General features: G+C 50.4%; 16 protein-coding genes and 1 riboswitch. Of the genes, 9 read left to right on the forward strand and 7 right to left on the reverse strand.

The window, feature by feature from the left end:
* Positions 1 to 51 precede the first annotated feature (51 nt).
* Entirely contained in the window at positions 52 to 438 is a 387-nt protein-coding gene (locus EZJ44_RS05395) for a YccF domain-containing protein (RefSeq protein ID WP_131281090.1), read from the forward strand.
* 527 nt (positions 439 to 965) lie between these two features.
* Here the strand turns inward: EZJ44_RS05395 and EZJ44_RS05400 are convergent.
* Entirely contained in the window at positions 966 to 1,841 is an 876-nt protein-coding gene (locus tag EZJ44_RS05400; protein WP_131281092.1) for an aromatic acid exporter family protein, read from the reverse strand.
* 323 nt (positions 1,842 to 2,164) lie between these two features.
* Positions 2,165 to 2,869, reverse strand: coding sequence for an ABC transporter ATP-binding protein (locus tag EZJ44_RS05405; RefSeq protein ID WP_131281094.1), 705 nt, complete (start codon positions 2,867 to 2,869; stop codon positions 2,165 to 2,167).
* A gap of 327 nt (positions 2,870 to 3,196) precedes the next feature.
* Positions 3,197 to 3,301: riboswitch (TPP riboswitch) on the forward strand.
* Between the two features lie 50 nt (positions 3,302 to 3,351).
* On the opposite strand from EZJ44_RS05405, the gene EZJ44_RS05410 reads away from it, so the two are divergent.
* Genes EZJ44_RS05410 through EZJ44_RS05420 form a run of 3 tightly spaced genes read left to right on the forward strand, consistent with a single transcriptional unit; the run spans position 3,352 to position 6,818 of the window.
* Positions 3,352 to 4,383 (forward strand): thiamine ABC transporter substrate-binding protein, encoded by a 1,032-nt coding sequence (locus EZJ44_RS05410; RefSeq protein WP_131281096.1) that lies wholly within the window; start codon positions 3,352 to 3,354, stop codon positions 4,381 to 4,383.
* Positions 4,384 to 4,441: 58 nt separating this feature from the next.
* A complete protein-coding gene (locus EZJ44_RS05415) occupies positions 4,442 to 6,103 on the forward strand; it encodes an ABC transporter permease (RefSeq protein WP_206661853.1) in 1,662 nt (553 codons plus the stop codon).
* 1 nt (position 6,104) lies between these two features.
* On the forward strand, positions 6,105 to 6,818 hold the full coding sequence (locus tag EZJ44_RS05420) for an ABC transporter ATP-binding protein (RefSeq protein WP_241658606.1): 714 nt from the start codon (positions 6,105 to 6,107) through the stop codon (positions 6,816 to 6,818).
* A gap of 3 nt (positions 6,819 to 6,821) precedes the next feature.
* On the opposite strand, the gene EZJ44_RS05425 is transcribed toward EZJ44_RS05420, so the two are convergent.
* Both EZJ44_RS05425 and EZJ44_RS05430 read right to left on the reverse strand, forming a co-directional pair.
* Positions 6,822 to 7,922, reverse strand: coding sequence for a glycerophosphodiester phosphodiesterase (locus tag EZJ44_RS05425; RefSeq protein ID WP_131281098.1), 1,101 nt, complete (start codon positions 7,920 to 7,922; stop codon positions 6,822 to 6,824).
* Between the two features lie 24 nt (positions 7,923 to 7,946).
* On the reverse strand, positions 7,947 to 9,269 hold the full coding sequence (locus tag EZJ44_RS05430) for a DUF4921 family protein (protein ID WP_131281100.1): 1,323 nt from the start codon (positions 9,267 to 9,269) through the stop codon (positions 7,947 to 7,949).
* 141 nt (positions 9,270 to 9,410) lie between these two features.
* Here EZJ44_RS05430 and EZJ44_RS05435 point away from each other — a divergent pair, with 141 nt between their 5' ends.
* A complete protein-coding gene (locus tag EZJ44_RS05435; protein ID WP_131281102.1) occupies positions 9,411 to 10,796 on the forward strand; it encodes an MFS transporter in 1,386 nt (461 codons plus the stop codon).
* A gap of 104 nt (positions 10,797 to 10,900) precedes the next feature.
* Positions 10,901 to 11,383 (forward strand): cupin domain-containing protein, encoded by a 483-nt coding sequence (locus EZJ44_RS05440; protein WP_241658607.1) that lies wholly within the window; start codon positions 10,901 to 10,903, stop codon positions 11,381 to 11,383.
* Between the two features lie 161 nt (positions 11,384 to 11,544).
* Here EZJ44_RS05440 and EZJ44_RS05445 read toward each other — a convergent pair whose 3' ends face one another.
* Positions 11,545 to 12,486 (reverse strand): ROK family glucokinase, encoded by a 942-nt coding sequence (locus EZJ44_RS05445; RefSeq protein ID WP_131281105.1) that lies wholly within the window; start codon positions 12,484 to 12,486, stop codon positions 11,545 to 11,547.
* Between the two features lie 12 nt (positions 12,487 to 12,498).
* Positions 12,499 to 13,167: a TorD/DmsD family molecular chaperone gene (locus EZJ44_RS05450; RefSeq protein ID WP_165496124.1), complete on the reverse strand. Its 669-nt coding sequence runs from the start codon at positions 13,165 to 13,167 to the stop codon at positions 12,499 to 12,501.
* 89 nt (positions 13,168 to 13,256) lie between these two features.
* Between EZJ44_RS05450 and EZJ44_RS08735 the strand changes: the two genes are divergently transcribed.
* The 3 genes from EZJ44_RS08735 to EZJ44_RS08740 all read left to right on the forward strand — a co-directional run bounded on the left by EZJ44_RS08735 (position 13,257) and on the right by EZJ44_RS08740 (position 14,707).
* On the forward strand, positions 13,257 to 13,394 hold the full coding sequence (locus tag EZJ44_RS08735) for a hypothetical protein (RefSeq protein WP_165496125.1): 138 nt from the start codon (positions 13,257 to 13,259) through the stop codon (positions 13,392 to 13,394).
* Complete coding sequence (locus EZJ44_RS05455) at positions 13,387 to 14,037, forward strand: TetR/AcrR family transcriptional regulator (protein ID WP_131281111.1); 651 nt, start codon at positions 13,387 to 13,389, stop codon at positions 14,035 to 14,037. The genes EZJ44_RS08735 and EZJ44_RS05455 overlap by 8 nt, the downstream gene beginning before the upstream one ends.
* Positions 14,038 to 14,551: 514 nt before the next feature.
* Positions 14,552 to 14,707 carry a hypothetical protein gene (locus EZJ44_RS08740; RefSeq protein WP_165496126.1) on the forward strand — a complete coding sequence of 52 codons (156 nt, stop codon included), beginning with the start codon at positions 14,552 to 14,554 and terminating at the stop codon, positions 14,705 to 14,707.
* Between the two features lie 210 nt (positions 14,708 to 14,917).
* Here the strand turns inward: EZJ44_RS08740 and EZJ44_RS05460 are convergent, their stop codons facing one another.
* Positions 14,918 to 15,931, reverse strand: coding sequence for a dimethyl sulfoxide reductase anchor subunit family protein (locus EZJ44_RS05460; protein WP_131281114.1), 1,014 nt, complete (start codon positions 15,929 to 15,931; stop codon positions 14,918 to 14,920).
* Positions 15,932 to 15,933 lie beyond the last annotated feature (2 nt).

Consider the following 15,933-nt stretch of genomic DNA (forward strand, 5'->3'; position numbering starts at 1 on the left):
CAACCACCACACAACGTCGAACATGAACAAGGTGAGAAAGGAGCAGGTCAGGTGAGGTTTATACTTAACGTTATCTGGCTCGTACTCAGCGGATTTTGGCTATTTTGGTGGTATGTGCTCTTTGGGGTAATCGCGTGCCTGTTCATTGTCACGATTCCGGCCGGAGTTGCGTGTTTTCGAATCGCATTCTACGTTTTGTGGCCGTTTGGTCGCACAGTAGTTGACCAGCCAAATGCCGGCGTAGGTTCGATGCTTATGAACGTTGTTTGGTTTATTGTGGCGGGATTGCCGTTGGCGGTGGGCCATGTTGTTACGGCTGTTGCCCTGGCACTAACGATCATTGGCGTTCCTCTAGCCTGGGCGAATATTAAACTTATCCCGGTTACGTGCTTCCCGTTTGGCAAGCAGATCGTACTTTCGGCTAACTCGGCTTTCTAAGTATTTTCACAATCACAAGTAGGAACAACAGGCAGGCATTAGCAATCCACGGCGTCGTGGCGTTGTATGGCTGCAAAGCGAAGGCCCACATGAGGGGCTTAGAATTATTATCCACACCCAGTATCCATATCACTATCGCGTTCGCAATCGGTATGAAATAGGCTAAGTTACGCGAGAACGGCACTAATACTGCGGCTAACAAAGAATAATATATAGCCGTTCGCAGAACTAAAATATATTCGAGGTCGCCAGCTGTAGTGAGCACTGAACCTAGCAAAATGCAGCTTGCAAGTAGCAACGAGTCGATCGCGTTGTTGCGATTGGCATAGGGGCTAAGTTTATTTATCGTTTCCGACTGCTCTGTGTTCAGGACGACGACGGGGATGCAGTATAGCGAAAACGGCAGACTCCACAATACGTTATAAACACCCAACCGTCCGATAACTTTATAGCTTTCGCTGGGGATAAGTGCTGTCAATATGCTTAATGTAGTAATAAATAAGGCAACGAAAACAAGTTTTCGTATTCTAAGGACGAGAAGAACATCGTGAAATTTCGATAAGAGCATGTTCTGCTACTTCGTGACTTATTGAACGGTTGCGGTCGGTATCCTTCATAGCCTTTTGCTCAAGCTCATAAAAATATTGATATGCGTCAGTCCAGTATTGTTGGATCTTGTTGAAATCACACTGGGGAGATACGAGCGCATTCATAAAATCTTGGGCATTGTTCGCGAGCCCTTCGTCGTCGTGAAACACGCCAAATGGACTGCTTTCTTGTCCTGCGCCGTCTTGTGCCCAATCGGTGGACCATGCAATGGTTGGGAATTCGTTATGTAGCTGTGTGTAGGTGCTTTGTAATCTTTGGGCAGACTTATTAAGAAATTCTTTGTATCCTATTCCGACACACACATGTAGATTTTCGGTACTTTTGCACGTAATCGAGGGCAAACTCGAGGCTAGGCGAAAATCAATATTGTTGCGAGAGTATTTGAGTTCTGTTTGATGGCTCAAGACAATGATCAGGAGAAATAATACGCACGAAAGCATTCTGAACGTTACGGTGACTTTTGCGCGGTTAGGAATAGCAAATGCACTTGCGACGAAAATAATGCAAATGTGGCAACCTATTTGTAACAAATGATAGAGAATGTTGGGTTCGTATCCAACAAGTGTGCCGGTAGCACCGCCTGTTTGCACTAAAATCCGCAATGTTGAGCCATAGAGAGCGATATATATGCCAAACACTACTACTGCGATGATTGGGCCGAGATAGTCGGATGCGTGGTGCAATCCAAATGCTAGACCTATTGATGCGCTGGTGATAATAAAAGCAGATGCACTGATGATAGGAAGTAGATCGGCCGGAGTGAAGTCAGAAAGCGGCACTTTGTTCGTGCACATAGCCAACATAATGATGTAAAACACGAAAAAGTAGCATAAGAATGGTGTTGATATTCCGATTAATTCGACGAAATATGAGCGATATTTCTTTAGCGAAAGTGCGTTGAGCGGATTGCTTGAGCGCATGTGTGGTGAATAAGCGGCGCTAGCGTAACCAGCGATCACAGGGCATAAAATAATCGTGCACATTGATGCTTGCATCGAAGCTAGGGTGTAATCGAATACCCAAGTACGAGGTCGTGCAAGAAGATGAACTGAAAATATTCCGATGCATATAAATGCGATGACTAACCAGTGTCGTCTATCAATACTGTACTTAAGCATTAGTCTTGCCACTCTTGACTCATAAGATCAATAAGATCTGTGCGGGTTAGTTGAGCAGAATTTTCGCACTGCGCGATGAGGCGCCCGTTGTTCATGACGAAAACCCAGTCGGCAATAGCTAGAGCCTGATCAAGCGAGTGAGTTGAGAGTAGAACGATAGAGTTTTGCGCATATATTTTCAGTAGAGCATTGATCTTCTCTTGGTGTAACGGATCCAGCCCAGAGCAAGGCTCGTCCAGAATTAAGAGATGGGGATTATTTACGAGGGCTTGCAACAAATAAACCCGTTGTTTCATTCCGCCAGATAAAGCTCTTAACTTGCAGTCAGCCACAGATAGTAAATCAGATTGTTCGAGCATAGTAGTGATTAGAGTCTTGTACTCGTGCCGCGGAACTCCTTTCAACCAGGCTGCATAGGCGAGTGCCTCATATACTGTGTATTGAGCGGAAAATGTGGCGAACTGATCCATGTATCCAAGCTGATATCGGATTGTTGAGACTTGCGAAGCACAATATTCGGTCTCATCAAGCCGAACAATGCCTCGATATTTTTCTTGTAATGTTGCGAGAATCCGAAATAATGTGGTTTTTCCAGCACCATTAGCGCCCAAAAATACGCTGATTCCTGTAGTCGCATTGAAAGAGATGCCACGTAGTGCTTGTTTTTCTCCAAATGAACAATCTAACTGCGAAACGGACAGCATGGATTTAGTATCCAATGGTTAGTATTGCTTCGGTGCATTTGTCAGGAATCGGAAAGCCCATTTGAGCGCAAGCATACATCTCGCCCCGCATGGCATCGCCGTCACGGAGTTTATTTGACATGACAAAATCCCTTTCGGAAACTGCTGTTTGCGTCGCTTCAAACGATACGCCGTTGTTCCCGATTTGTGAATAGCGCTACTTTTGACCCTTTTGTGCAATTGTTGATTTTGTGGCGGTTTTCGGCGTTTTTATGTCTAGTAAATCCGCGCATCATGCACATTATTTCGAATTTAAGTCCTTTTACGGCGCTGAATCCTATACAATAAAAACACCGACAGGGGAGCGCCGGAAGGCGCTGAGAGTGCAATTGATGCAGACCCTCGAACCTGATTCCGGATCATGCCGGCGAAGGAAGTCGAGTTCTCTCCGTTTCGTGCAATAGCGCGCGAAATCGCCCTCCAAAACTCTATTTGGAGGAAAAATGTTTTCTCTTCGTAAAGTGGCTGCTACGATCGCCGTCGCAGCTCTTGCATTGGCTGGTTGTTCTGCTGCCGATCAAAAGAAGTCAGATTCAGGCAAAGGTTCAACCGTCACAATCCTCACTCATGATTCGTTTAACTTGAGCAAGGACGATATTGCCGCGTTCGAAAAAGAATCGGGCTACAAACTTAAGACTGTGTCTACTGGCGATGGCACGGTGCTTAACCAGCTCAAACTCAACAAAGACAAGCCCACTGTGGACGGCTTCTTCGGCGTCGATTCTTTTAACGCACAGGCTGTTGTTGACGCTGGTGTTGCAGCTGACTTCGTGCCAAAAGACTTCTCGTCACCTTATATCGTGGACGATAAATTGACCCCGATTGATCGCGGTCACGTCTGCCTCAACGTGGACAACGAATGGTTCAAAGCCCGCAACCAAGCTGCGCCGGCAAGCTTCGACGATCTCCTCAAACCAGAGTTCAAGAAGCTCACGGTGCTCACCGATCCGCTCACGTCCACCCCAGGATTCGCCTTCCTCACCGCAACTATCACCAAGTACGGTGACGACTGGAAAACCTACTGGACGAACCTACTTGCTAATGGCGCCAAGATCGACGACGGGTGGTCGAGCGCGTACTATACAGATTTCTCCGGTGGTGATGGAAAAGGTGCGTACCCAATCGTGCTAAGCTATTCGTCGTCGCCAGCATATTCGCAGGGGAAAACCGGCTCGGTAGACGCTACCTGCATTGAACAGGTCGAATACGCTGGAGTGACCGAAGGAGCGAAGAATCCCGACGGTGCACAGGCATTCATTTCCTTCCTAGTCTCCGAGAAAGTACAAAAGACAATCCCTGAGAACATGTATATGTACCCAGTTCTCGACTCGGTTAAACTCCCAGATGACTGGCAAAAATACGCTCAGATGCCGAAAAATCCCATCGAAGTTGATCTGAAGAAGGTTGCTAAGAATCGAGATTCTTGGCTCAAGGATTGGTCGGAACTGTATCAAAAGTCTAACCCTGCTAAATAGGCTCGTTTAGTCTCGTTGATGCAGAATTTCGCCTAACACAAGAAGAACTCAAGAACACGTGAAAGTATTGAGCAAACTTGGCTGGGGCAGCGCGATAGCGCTGCCCCTAGTGTTCATTCTTATATTCTTCGTATGGCCGGTGGGTGCGATGCTGGTCCGAGGATTCCTTGGAGTAGATGCAACATCATCGAACCAAACGGGAATATGGTCGGGGGTCTTCGAGGTATTTGGCGAGTCGAGAACTTGGAAAATCATCTGGCAAACCCTGTGGATGGCATTCGCAGGAACTGCATTGTCGGTGCTCTTAGGCATTCCAGGTGCTTATACGTTGTATTGCCTAGATTTTCGAGGAAAACGACTTTTGCGCGGTCTGGTTTCGATTCCGTTTGTGCTGCCCACAGTGGTAGTTGGCATCGCTTTCCGCTCTCTTCTTGAAGGTCCGCTCAGCTTTCTCGGACTCGCAAATTCCACATCAGCAGTGGTCATGGCGATGGTATTCTTCAATTTCTCGGTAATCGTGCGCACAGTTGGCACAATGTGGTCTGGTATCGACCACCGCACAGCTGAAGCTGCTCGCACACTCGGTGCTACGCCGCTGCGTGCCTTTCTCACAGTTACGTTACCTCAGCTTGCGCCCGCCGTCGCCGCCGGTTCTGGCCTGGTATTTCTCTATTGCTCCACGGCGTACGGCATAGTCACTACACTCGGAAATCCGGGATACGGAACCATCGAGATGGAGATATACCTGCAAACGGTGACTTTCTTCAATCTTGATCGCGCCGCGATTCTCAGCGTTTTGCAATTCATGATCGTCTTGTTTGCCTTGCTTGTAACCACGAGTTTAACCAAAAAAACAGAGGTCGCGTTGCGGGTGCGCAAAGATTCTTCGTGTCCAGTGCGCAGGGGCGACGCCGGAGCCCTCGTGGCGACTTTAGCCTCAGTAGCGTTCATCGTGGCTCCCTTGCTCACACTCGCGGTCCGATCTTTTCGAGTGCATGATGAATGGTCGTTGGAAAATTATCGCCGATTGCAAACTCCTGGAACTGGCTTCACGGGCGGGACCACCGTGTTTGAAGGCATCTCGCACTCCATAAAAATCGCCACGGACGCCACGATGATTGCGCTCGTTATCGCGATCCCCTTGGCTCTCGTACTATCTCGGCAAGTTGATGGAGTGCGCGCGCGTTTTCAACAGCTCCTCGACGGATTCGTGCTATTGCCGCTAGGAATCTCAACAGTAACCGTAGGATTCGGTTTTCTCATCACATTTGGCCCAACGACTTTTGGCCGTTCACCGCTACTCGTTCCAGTAGCACAAGCCGTAGTGGCGTTGCCACTGGCAGTGCGCGTACTACTACCAGTTTTGCGGGCTATAGATCCGCGCATGAGAGAGGCGGCTGCAACCCTTGGTGCTTCACCAGCGAAAATATTGCAGACGATAGATCTGCCATTCTTGGCGCGTGGTTTAGGATTAGCCACAGGATTCTCTTTTGCGGTATCACTTGGCGAATTTGGTGCCACATCATTCCTCGCAGATCCCGCTTATCAGACGCTACCTGTGGTGATTGTCAAACTCCTCTCGCGACCAGGCGAATACAACTATGGGATGGCGCTCGCCGGTGCTGTGATCCTAGCGGTGGCGACGGCGTCGGCGATGATCGCTGCGGAAACTTTGAGCATGCGCCGCGAAACGGCATCGCTCTTAGAAAGGAAGGCATGATATGGCGAGCAACATGGCGAGCAGTAATTCTGACGGGCACGCCCAACAGCCACTGGCGCTCGATTTGCGCGGGGTAGACGTTACCTACCCTAATGGTTTCACGGCTGTGCGCGGCGTCGACCTCGGTGTTCGGCACGGAGAAATCGTCGCACTACTGGGGGCTTCTGGCTCGGGAAAATCCACTTTACTGCGCGCGATTGCAGGCCTTGAGCGCGTTAGCTCGGGAGTGATATTTCTCGACGGTAAAGACGTGCGCGACGCTCCAGTTCACCAGCGAAATACCGGAATGGTATTCCAAGACGGACAACTTTTTCCGCACCGAAACGTGTTCAGGAATATTTCCTACGGGCTTGAAATGCGCCGCGTGCCGCGAGACGAACGCGAAGAACGAGTTCGTGAACTGCTCAAACTTGTCGATTTGGAGCAATTTGCCGGGCGACCTGTGAGTACGCTCTCTGGTGGGCAAGCACAAAGAGTTGCATTAGCGCGCTCCCTTGCGCCCAGGCCAGCAGTGTTACTGCTTGATGAACCGCTTTCCGCCCTAGACCGCAAGTTGCGAGAGTCGCTCGCGGTGCAATTGCGCAGTATATTGACGACGACGGCGACCACCAGCATTTTTGTTACTCACGATGAAGATGAGGCGCATACCGTGGCGGATCGCGTGGTAGTGATGGAAGCTGGGCAGATCAGTGCCGATCATCAAAGGCAGCGCTAACAGCTACGACTTTCGATAGTGACCTGCCAGCCGTAGCTCTCGTCGGCTGGGCCGTTTCATGGTGATGGACTCAGCCGGAGCGCTTTGGGTTGAGCGCTGCGATGGCGTCGATGAAGTCCGAGCTCCTTGAGATGGCTGTGCTGATAGATCCGCTTGAGCTGACTGTGCAACCTGCGTTACTTGTTCGGGTGTGGTGCAGCGGGGCTCAGTGGAGTTCGACGTTAGCGCAGAAGGGCATACCAGCAACTCTCCACGTCGATTTCGAGCCTCCCGATTAATCATCATCTCAATGGCTCGTTCCGGATAATCGGTGGTCACTGCGTCGATACCCATATTCCAGAACTGGTTCATCGCAGTAAATGAGTTCACCGACCATACCCGTACGCCGATTCCCAAATCGTGTGCCATTGACATAAACCGCTCGGCGAAAACTGGATTGCGCATCAAAGGTGACATAACGCCGTCGTACGGAATATGCGCCCAATTGGACACACGTAAGTGTGGGTCAGGCTTCAAGCCGAGACGTGCGCAACGAATGAGCTCGGCAAGATTCTCCCAACCCAAGGTGCGCTGCAAGAGTGGGGAGGTGCGAGCGCGCACTTCTTCTAAATACGACGCCCACGAGTGAGAGACGCAGATCCGGCCGGCACTGCGCGTACGGTTGATAACTTCGATCAGCGCATCGATTGCCGCCGGATTTTTGATGTCGATAATGAACTGTGCATACGGAAATGCCACGAGAAGATCGTCCAGTTTTAAGATTCGATCACGCCAGCCATTTGGTCCGTGCACCACTGCCGTTGTTGCCAGAATTTCCCACGTATAACCGCTAATTGGTCCGTTGAGATTGGTGATGCGATCGAGGGTGGCATCGTGAAAACATACCACGACGCCGTCGGCCGTCACCTGCACGTCCGTCTCTAGCACTCGGCAGCCGCCGTCCCACGCATGGCGAAAAGCCATCATCGTGTTCTCAGGATAAAGACCGCTCGAACCGCGATGGGCAATAACACGCTCGCGAAAATGGGAAGCAAAGCGGGGAGGAAGCGGGCCTTCAAATTTCTTTGAAGTCCCTATAACTCGCGGTAGACGTGCTTGCTCCATACCTCTGTGCTTTGTCCTGTGTAGTTACTGAAGAGCCGGATTGTACCTAAGCGAATTTACTCGACAACTGCATTCGCTCGCAATATTTATATTATTGGCAATCTTTCCTTCGGCACGTAGTTCTAGCAATTTCGGCACTACACGATCACGCAACGCCCACGGATCAATCGTATTGACGTAAATCTTCGTTCCGCCTTCAAATCCAGCCAAAGTGGATACACGCCATTTGATCAGTACTTTCCACGGGATTGCAACGTCCGCGTCAATCGGCTTGCAGTGCCATTCCTCATTGGTAGGCACATGGGTGCCGGTTGCCGCGTGCATCGCGTGGATCAAATCGGACATTCCTTGGAGCTCTTCGCGGCTGTGCTCCCACGGCTGGCAGTGTTCAGACTTGGACCAAATCTCCAAAGTAGGATACCGGTGACCAAATCCGGCAATCGCCACGGCATGTTTGTTTTCAGCCAAAACGAGATTGTGGAAGCTGGCATAATCGACGGCGGCTTCGTTGTAAATATTGGGATTTTCGCGCGCCTTCTCGACTTCCATCTGACCATTGACGGAACGCTGATCGATAGCCACAAGCTGTTTGTGAAGATGGTCGAAAGATGCGCCGGCAGGCTTCAACCAGTTCTGGAAAACCTGCACATATTTCGCATATCGGTTTGAATTGTATATATCTTCCATTGCATCAACAGTGAGCCGGATATACCACTCATGCTCCTGAGGCGAAAGCGTACCGGAGCCTGCGAGCTGCGTATCGTCCACGGCGTCGTCAACAAAATGGCGGCGCGCCACGATCAGATCGTGACACGAGCCGAAAAACGACTTTGCATACTCGAGTTTTTCACCATCGGGCATGGCAGCGACGTCGTCGGTAGCCATGAACGCGCGCAACTTGGTGTCGAGAACGCCCATCACGTGGGCGCGTCCGGCAGGATCGGCTAAATAAGCCTCCATTCGCTGCTCAGCTTCCCGCGACAGTTTGTGCCCGTAGTTTTTCTCCCAGTACATAAACGACACGATTTCAAAAAGATTCGGGATACGCCGAAAATCCCATTCGCGGGTGAGCATATCGACGCCGGTAGAACGGTAGACGACGGCGTCGTCACGCTTGCGCACGAGGCGCGCTTTTTCTGGCGGAGTTTCGAGCACACGCTGGGTACAAAATGCACAATGGTGACCAATTGCGTCAGGATTGATTGGCTTTGGCTCAGGAACCGCGATATCGAGTGGGCGATGTGCACGACCCGGAATCGTCCACACTTCTGTTTCTGAGAACGGATTGATCTGCTTGATCGTCCCGTCGGCCATCTTCGTCAATGGCGGTCTAAATGCATTTCCCATACCTCCAACTTTATCGTTCCTTGCGCCGAAAAGCTCGCAGGTATGAGATGGTACGCACAATCTCTCAGACGTGATTATCCGGACACCAAAAATAGCGGCGGTCGGCTCGAAAACTGTTTGAAATGTTGATAGACCGTATATGTGAATGAAAAAGTGACGTTGCCGCGTGAGATTTGGGTACTTGTTATTGCCGCTGTTTGTATCGCTCTAGGTTTCGGTATCGTTGCGCCCGTATTGCCCCAGTTTGCGAAGAGTTTCAACGTTACCAATATGATGGCGACGTTTGTGGTGTCTGCTTTTGCCCTCATGCGCTTAACTTTCGCTCCGGCTTCGGGCTGGCTGTCTGGTGTGTTTGGAGAGCGGCGAATGTACCTCATCGGTATCTATATCGTGGCGCTTTCTTCGTTCACCTCGGCGTTCGCGCATAGTTATTGGCAACTGCTGCTTTTTCGTGCCATGGGTGGAATTGGCTCGGTGACGTTCTCTGTTGCGGCAATGTCGCTCGTATTTAGGCTGGCGCCGCCGCAGGCTCGGGGCCGCGCCTCGGCAGCGTACGGTTCGGGATTCCTGCTCGGAAATATTATCGGTCCGGTGATCGGTGCTATGTTGAGCGCGCTCGGATACCGTGGGCCGTTCATTATTTACGCAATTATGCTGGTAATAGCTGCGCTGATCGTAACTATTGCGATTCCAGCTGGCGCTACCGATCCCCGAGCGAGTGTGGTAAAGTCTGAAGATTCAGATGCTGCGCCATTACCTGCTGATGCAGAATCGGGCTTGCCTGACGCTTTAGCCGCCGATGCAAATTCGGGAAGTTTGGCGGAAACTCTTGCTCCAAGTGCGGAATCTGATTCGCGACGCGCCGATTCGCAACGCACGGGCAGGGGGAGCGCGCGGAAAGGACGACGGCGCTCGCGGCGTCGTGCGGCACGTGACGTGATGACAGTGGCTGAGGCGTTACTAGTTCCGCAATTCCGAGTGGCACTTCTGACGGCGTTTGCTCAAGGATGGACGAACCTCGGGGTGCGTATGTCTGTTGTGCCGCTGCTAGCTGCTTCGCTGGTGGGAGCTCCAATTTGGCTTCCGGGTGCGCTTTTGGGTGGATTTGCGGTGGGCAATGGTTTAGCGCTCTTGCGAACCGGGCGTTGGTCCGATATCTACGGAAGACGGCCGATTGTTATTACTGGTCTTGCGGTGTCTGGATTGTTCACCTACGGGATGGGTGTATTTAGCAATCCTGTTTTGTTGCTGGTGATGAGTGTAGTGGCCGGTATTGGCTCAGGTTTTGTGCAGCCTGCACAACAAGGCGCGGTGGCAGATATTATTGGGAATCGATCTGGCGGGCGCGTGGTGTCGTTCTTTCAGCAGTCAGCTGATTTAGGCCAGATTATCGGACCGATCATCTCAGGTGTGATCATCGATTTTTGGGGATTTGGTGCGGCTTACTCGGTGGCGGGCACGATTTTGCTGGCGGCGGCGTTGATATGGCTTTTCCTAGTCAAAGAAATCAAACCGCAAGTGAAGTAGTATGGAAATGTGACACGTTAGAGAACCGTAAACGCGCAGGTAGTTGGCGATTTTCTGGAATGCTCGACTATTGCAAGGTGACTATTGCAAGGCGTTTGTTGACTATGATGCGGCGTTTTCGGAGACATGATGAGGAACAAAGAAAAGAGGAATCGCAGATGGCATACGATCACCGCTACGACGATCAAGGCAAGAAGCCTTGGGTTATCGACATCGAAAAAGAAACACTGGACAACGAGAACTTCCGCACCACGATGTGGACGGGTGAAAAGTTGCAGCTCACAGTGATGACTATTCCAGTTGGTGGAGAAATCGGCTTGGAAGTACATCACGGTATCGACCAATTCTTGCGCATTGAGCAAGGAAAAGGCTTGACCCAAATGGGACCGAGCGAAGATAACCTCAATTTCGAAGCCGAGGTTTCGGATGACGACGCTATCTTCGTACCTGCAGATACATGGCACAATGTAACAAATATTGGCGATGAGCCCTTGAAGCTCTACACGATTTACGCAGGTCCTGATCACGTGCCAGGCACTGTGCATGAGACAGCTCAGGACGCAGAAAACGACCCGAACGAGGACTGACCTGCCGTATTAATGCGCATAGTGTTGCTCGCATAGATGTTGCTGTGGCTCCCGCACAATTGAGCGGAAGCCACAAACATTTAGTCCTGTACCAGTTAACTTATTTACTGCGTGAGTTCCTAATTTTGCGCTAGTTAACTTTTCACTAAATAGCCAAGCGGCTACTGCAAAGCGAGGTTCGCTGCGCCGATAAGACCAGCTTGATTGCCAAGCGTTGCGAGTACCATAGCGGGCAACGGTCGGAGCGTGCGAGCAGTTAGTCGCATTTCAAAAGCATTGCGCACAGGAGCAAGCAACAGATCACCGGCTTCGGATACTCCGCCGGAGAGCACGAATACTTCTGGATCGAAAATTGCGGCAAGATCAGCAATACCCTGACCAAGCCACCGCCCGAGATCGTGGAAACAAGCTCGCGCGGCCCGATCGCCGTCTTGAGCTGCTTGCGTAACCGTGTAACCGTTGATGGCCTCAACATTGCCTTCAGCTAATTCGAGCATTCTTTGTGCCAAAGCGGGGGACTTCGTGGCACGTTCTTTTGCAAGGCGCACGAGCGCATTACCAGAGGCGTACATTTCCCAACAGCCATTTTCTCCGCAGCCGCAGAGCAAGCCCTCGGGAACCATATTCATATGTCCGATTTCTGCTGCAAAACCATAAGATCCACGCAGCAGATTTCCCTCCATAATCACACCGCCGCCGATTCCAGTGCCCACCGTGACGGTGATGGCCGAGGAACGTCCTTTAGCTGCGCCAAAGCGGTACTCACCCCAAGCAGCTGCGTTGGCATCATTCTCAAGAAATACTGGCAAGCTTACGGCCTGTGCGACTTTCATCGCCAGCGGCTCGTTTTGCCAGCACATATTAGGTGCCAAAATAACGGAAGACCGAGAATTGTCGATAAACCCAGGCGCTCCAATTCCTACCGCATCGACGTCATACGATTCTTTGAGATCGTTGATAACGTCAATGATGGTCTGAACGGATTGCTGTGCGTCTTTTGCGGGAGTTGGCTTCCGTGAGATCGCAAGAATTTCGCCGTCTTCGTTGACTACTCCTGCTGCGATTTTCGTTCCGCCAACATCAACTCCAATTGTTAATGTCATGCTGATATTCTTTCATGAAATATTGGTAAAACCCGAATCCATAAGTCCTGAATCGGCCATACGTAGCGCTCCTTGCGAGAGAGCAAGCATTCCTTGCAGGAACTTTGTGTCGGCTAGTTTTTCAGCGTTCTCCAAAAATTCTGGTGCCCATTGGCTCAGATGCTCCTTATGGAAGGTGACGACGGCGTTACGGTAGCGTTCGGCGTCGTGCGGAGCGTTGTGCTCAAGAGCGGTGAGCCATAACGTGGCTGCTTGGGCAATGAAATCAAACTCAAGACCGATGTGATCGTCTGGTTCGCGGTTGAGATGTGGAGCCTCGAGATTGAGTTCGCGGTAGAAATTGCGCACCTCAAGAGTTTGTTCATCGAAAATGAGTCGATCTTGACCGCGATGCACTGATTCATAAGGTGCGATTTTGGCAGTGGCAGTGCGGCCGTAAAGCAGATTGAGATCATCGGCAATGGCTTCGGCGTCTTCGTGTGCATTGAATGATGCTGCCCAAAGTTGGAGTCCGCGCGCAGTCTCTGGAGCTGTGGTGATACCGGTGTAGCTCTCCTGAAGTGGCCACTCAGGATAGATGGTTTGTAGTTCAGCTAGTGTATCGCCGTCGGGAGCATGCAGATGGAGGCGAGCTAGGGTAGAAAAGGCGGCGGCAACTGCTTCTAATTGAGTGGTGTTCACGAATCTCTCATTTCGACGGTATGAGCGAGAAGAAGGGGAACAGACAATCACGCTTCGGGGGATTTCTCGCCTACATAATCTTAGTAAATATGGCCGATAAACGCATTTTGAGCAGGCTAGTTATCTGGGACGAAAGTGCGAATTTTTCCTTATTTTTGCAAAGTTTCTTCCGGAATATTGATATTGCCGATATTCTGATTGAGGTAGAAATGAGGGACGATGCTTAACAATACTGATCCACGATTCGTTCGTGTGCGCGAGAACCTTCGCGCTGCGGTATTTGACTTGGCTGCTCATAAACCAGTGGAAGATATTTCCGTGGCTGAGCTGACGCGCGCCGCCGGAATTTCTCGCACCACTTTCTATAAACACGGAGTGAGCCCAGCACAGTTCATCGCTGATGTGATTATTGAAGAACTTGAACCGCATCTCAACAAAATGAGCGAAATTATCGCGCAGCCAACTCAAGACTATCTTGTGCAATGGCGCGATGTTTACGCTGATATTTTGCGTGGAATCAAAGCTCGAAAAGAAATCTATGTGCCGATGTTTTCACGTGAGAATTCTTCGGGTGTGCTCGGGTATGTGATTAGCTACCTTGCTGACTTTTACGAAGGCTACCTGAAGCTCTTTGAACAGCACGTGGAAAATGACCTCACTACGCTGTGGAAAGAAATGGCCGTGAGCCAGCAGGTTCACAATTTTTTGGCGGTTATTGGCGCTTGGTGTCGGCAAGATTGTGCCGACGATCCGGTCGCCGTGGTGAACACCTATCTTTCGCTCGCGCCGCCGTGGCAGCTGGCGCGCTTCGATACGCATGGTAAGACGTCGTTGGGGCGTTCGTTGCGTTTTCTGCAAGAGCCCGCCTGATGTGTCGTGTGTCTAATACTGCCACCTGTCGGAATTTAATTATGAACGTTGGATAGAAATAAATTGTCCTTCTCTCTGTGACCTTGCATTTTGATACAAATTTGCTACTTGTTAAGTGTTTAGGAGTCGTGCAATCACTTCGGGTGGCGGACGCCTATGTCAACTGTTACGGATCTCCAATCCGCGTGCAGAATACGGCGAATTTCGATGAGCATAAGCATAAAAATAAGCTGGATCGATATTAGCTAAAACTGGTGCATAACCGCGATAAAATGCTTGAATTTTATATATAAATAGAGGTCTAGACAGGCATAGTGAGGAATGTGACAATGAAAGGGTGGTTGCATTACCTAGAGAGGATCAAGATGAAAATCAGTCGAAAACTTTCAGGTGCTATTGCTGCCAGCGTTTACCAGGCTACCTTATGGGTTCAGGTCGATATCTATGGCTCGACAGCCATATCAACCAATGGATAAATATCTGGAAGAATTGCAATTTCTCTTAAGGACGAACTATGAATACACCAGTCTTTCTCACCACGTTAATAGTGATCATTTTATTGCTGCTAGTGGCGGGTATCGTTGTTGTTGGAATTTTTATGGCAAAGGTCATTCGTTATATGGACTCACACGAAAAACCAAAGCGCCAACAAACGCTCAACGAAAAGTAAGGTCATCTTTGTGCACTCATTAAAGACCGGCAACCACTATATGGGTGTTCATCAAAGAAGATGTGATGTTTATTAAGTGGTGGGCTGGAAAATATTCTCCAGCCCACCACTTAATAACTTGGCGTGCTGTGGAGCACCTCGAACAATGTGCTCCAACTACACTTCGATTTTTAAATCCGCGAACCGAGTTTAGAGCAACTCCACTCGCTCTTAGATTCCTACCTGTACTAGCGAATCGTAGTGGAGAGAGCGTCCCATGAGCTCACTGATGAGCACAATTGCAAACACGCCGATTACTAGCCAAGCCAGCGGAGCAGGCTTGGTAGCAAGGGTTTGACCAGCAATCTTGTAGGTGTAAATCGCCATCACGATTCCTGCGCCGGCAAGGAGAATGAGTCGGGCGTAGAAGAAACCGCTGGCGAAAACGCCGGCAGCTGCTTGTGCCGTTGGATTACCCGTTGCCAAGTTCGCAATGTGAATGATGTAGGTGATCAAGATGATGGTTGCAACAACTGCCGCCGTTACGGTTAGTGCACGTACAACATTGGCGATAATGCCCCACTCTTTTTCAGTGGTTGGTGCATTGATTGCTTGCGCATTGCGGTGCCATCCAAACGTATCTTTCTTTGCTGGAGCCGGAGCCTTGGCTGGAACTTCCACTGGCGCCGTCTTCGTTTCCTTCTTGAAGCGAACCATGGTGGTGACCATCAACGCAGCTGCCACGATCAGCGCACCGAGAAGCAGCGTCGTCGCGAAGAAGAATACTAGCGTAGCTGGAGTGCTCCAAGCCGGAACAGCCTTGAGAACCATGTAGATCATCGTCATGGAGATAATCAATCCGATGCCTACTAGGCCGGTCAGGATGCCCAAAATCATGCGGATTCGCGTAGAACCAATCTGGAACCATTGCATGAAGGCGAATACGAAGCCGAGACCAGCAAAGCCAGTTCCGAACAGAATTTCGCGGGTCAGCCACGATGAATTCCAGTGACGTAGCACGTTGAGCACGTGGAACGGATCATTCATGTGGAACATCGAAACGATCAGGCCAAGGATCATGATTGGGCCGATTGCGTAGAGCACAGGAAGCGTAAGACGCTCCACCGTCTCGTTGCCGTGCTTAGCAGCGAGACGAAGCTGCATCACACCGAGGATGATGAATGCACCCACGCACATCTGCGCGATCACGGTGAAGAGGATCATCGGCAATTCGTGTACGTTCATTC

Source organism: Arcanobacterium bovis, from assembly GCF_004331995.1.
In the GTDB taxonomy this organism is placed as follows: Bacteria; Actinomycetota; Actinomycetes; order Actinomycetales; family Actinomycetaceae; genus Arcanobacterium_A; species Arcanobacterium_A bovis.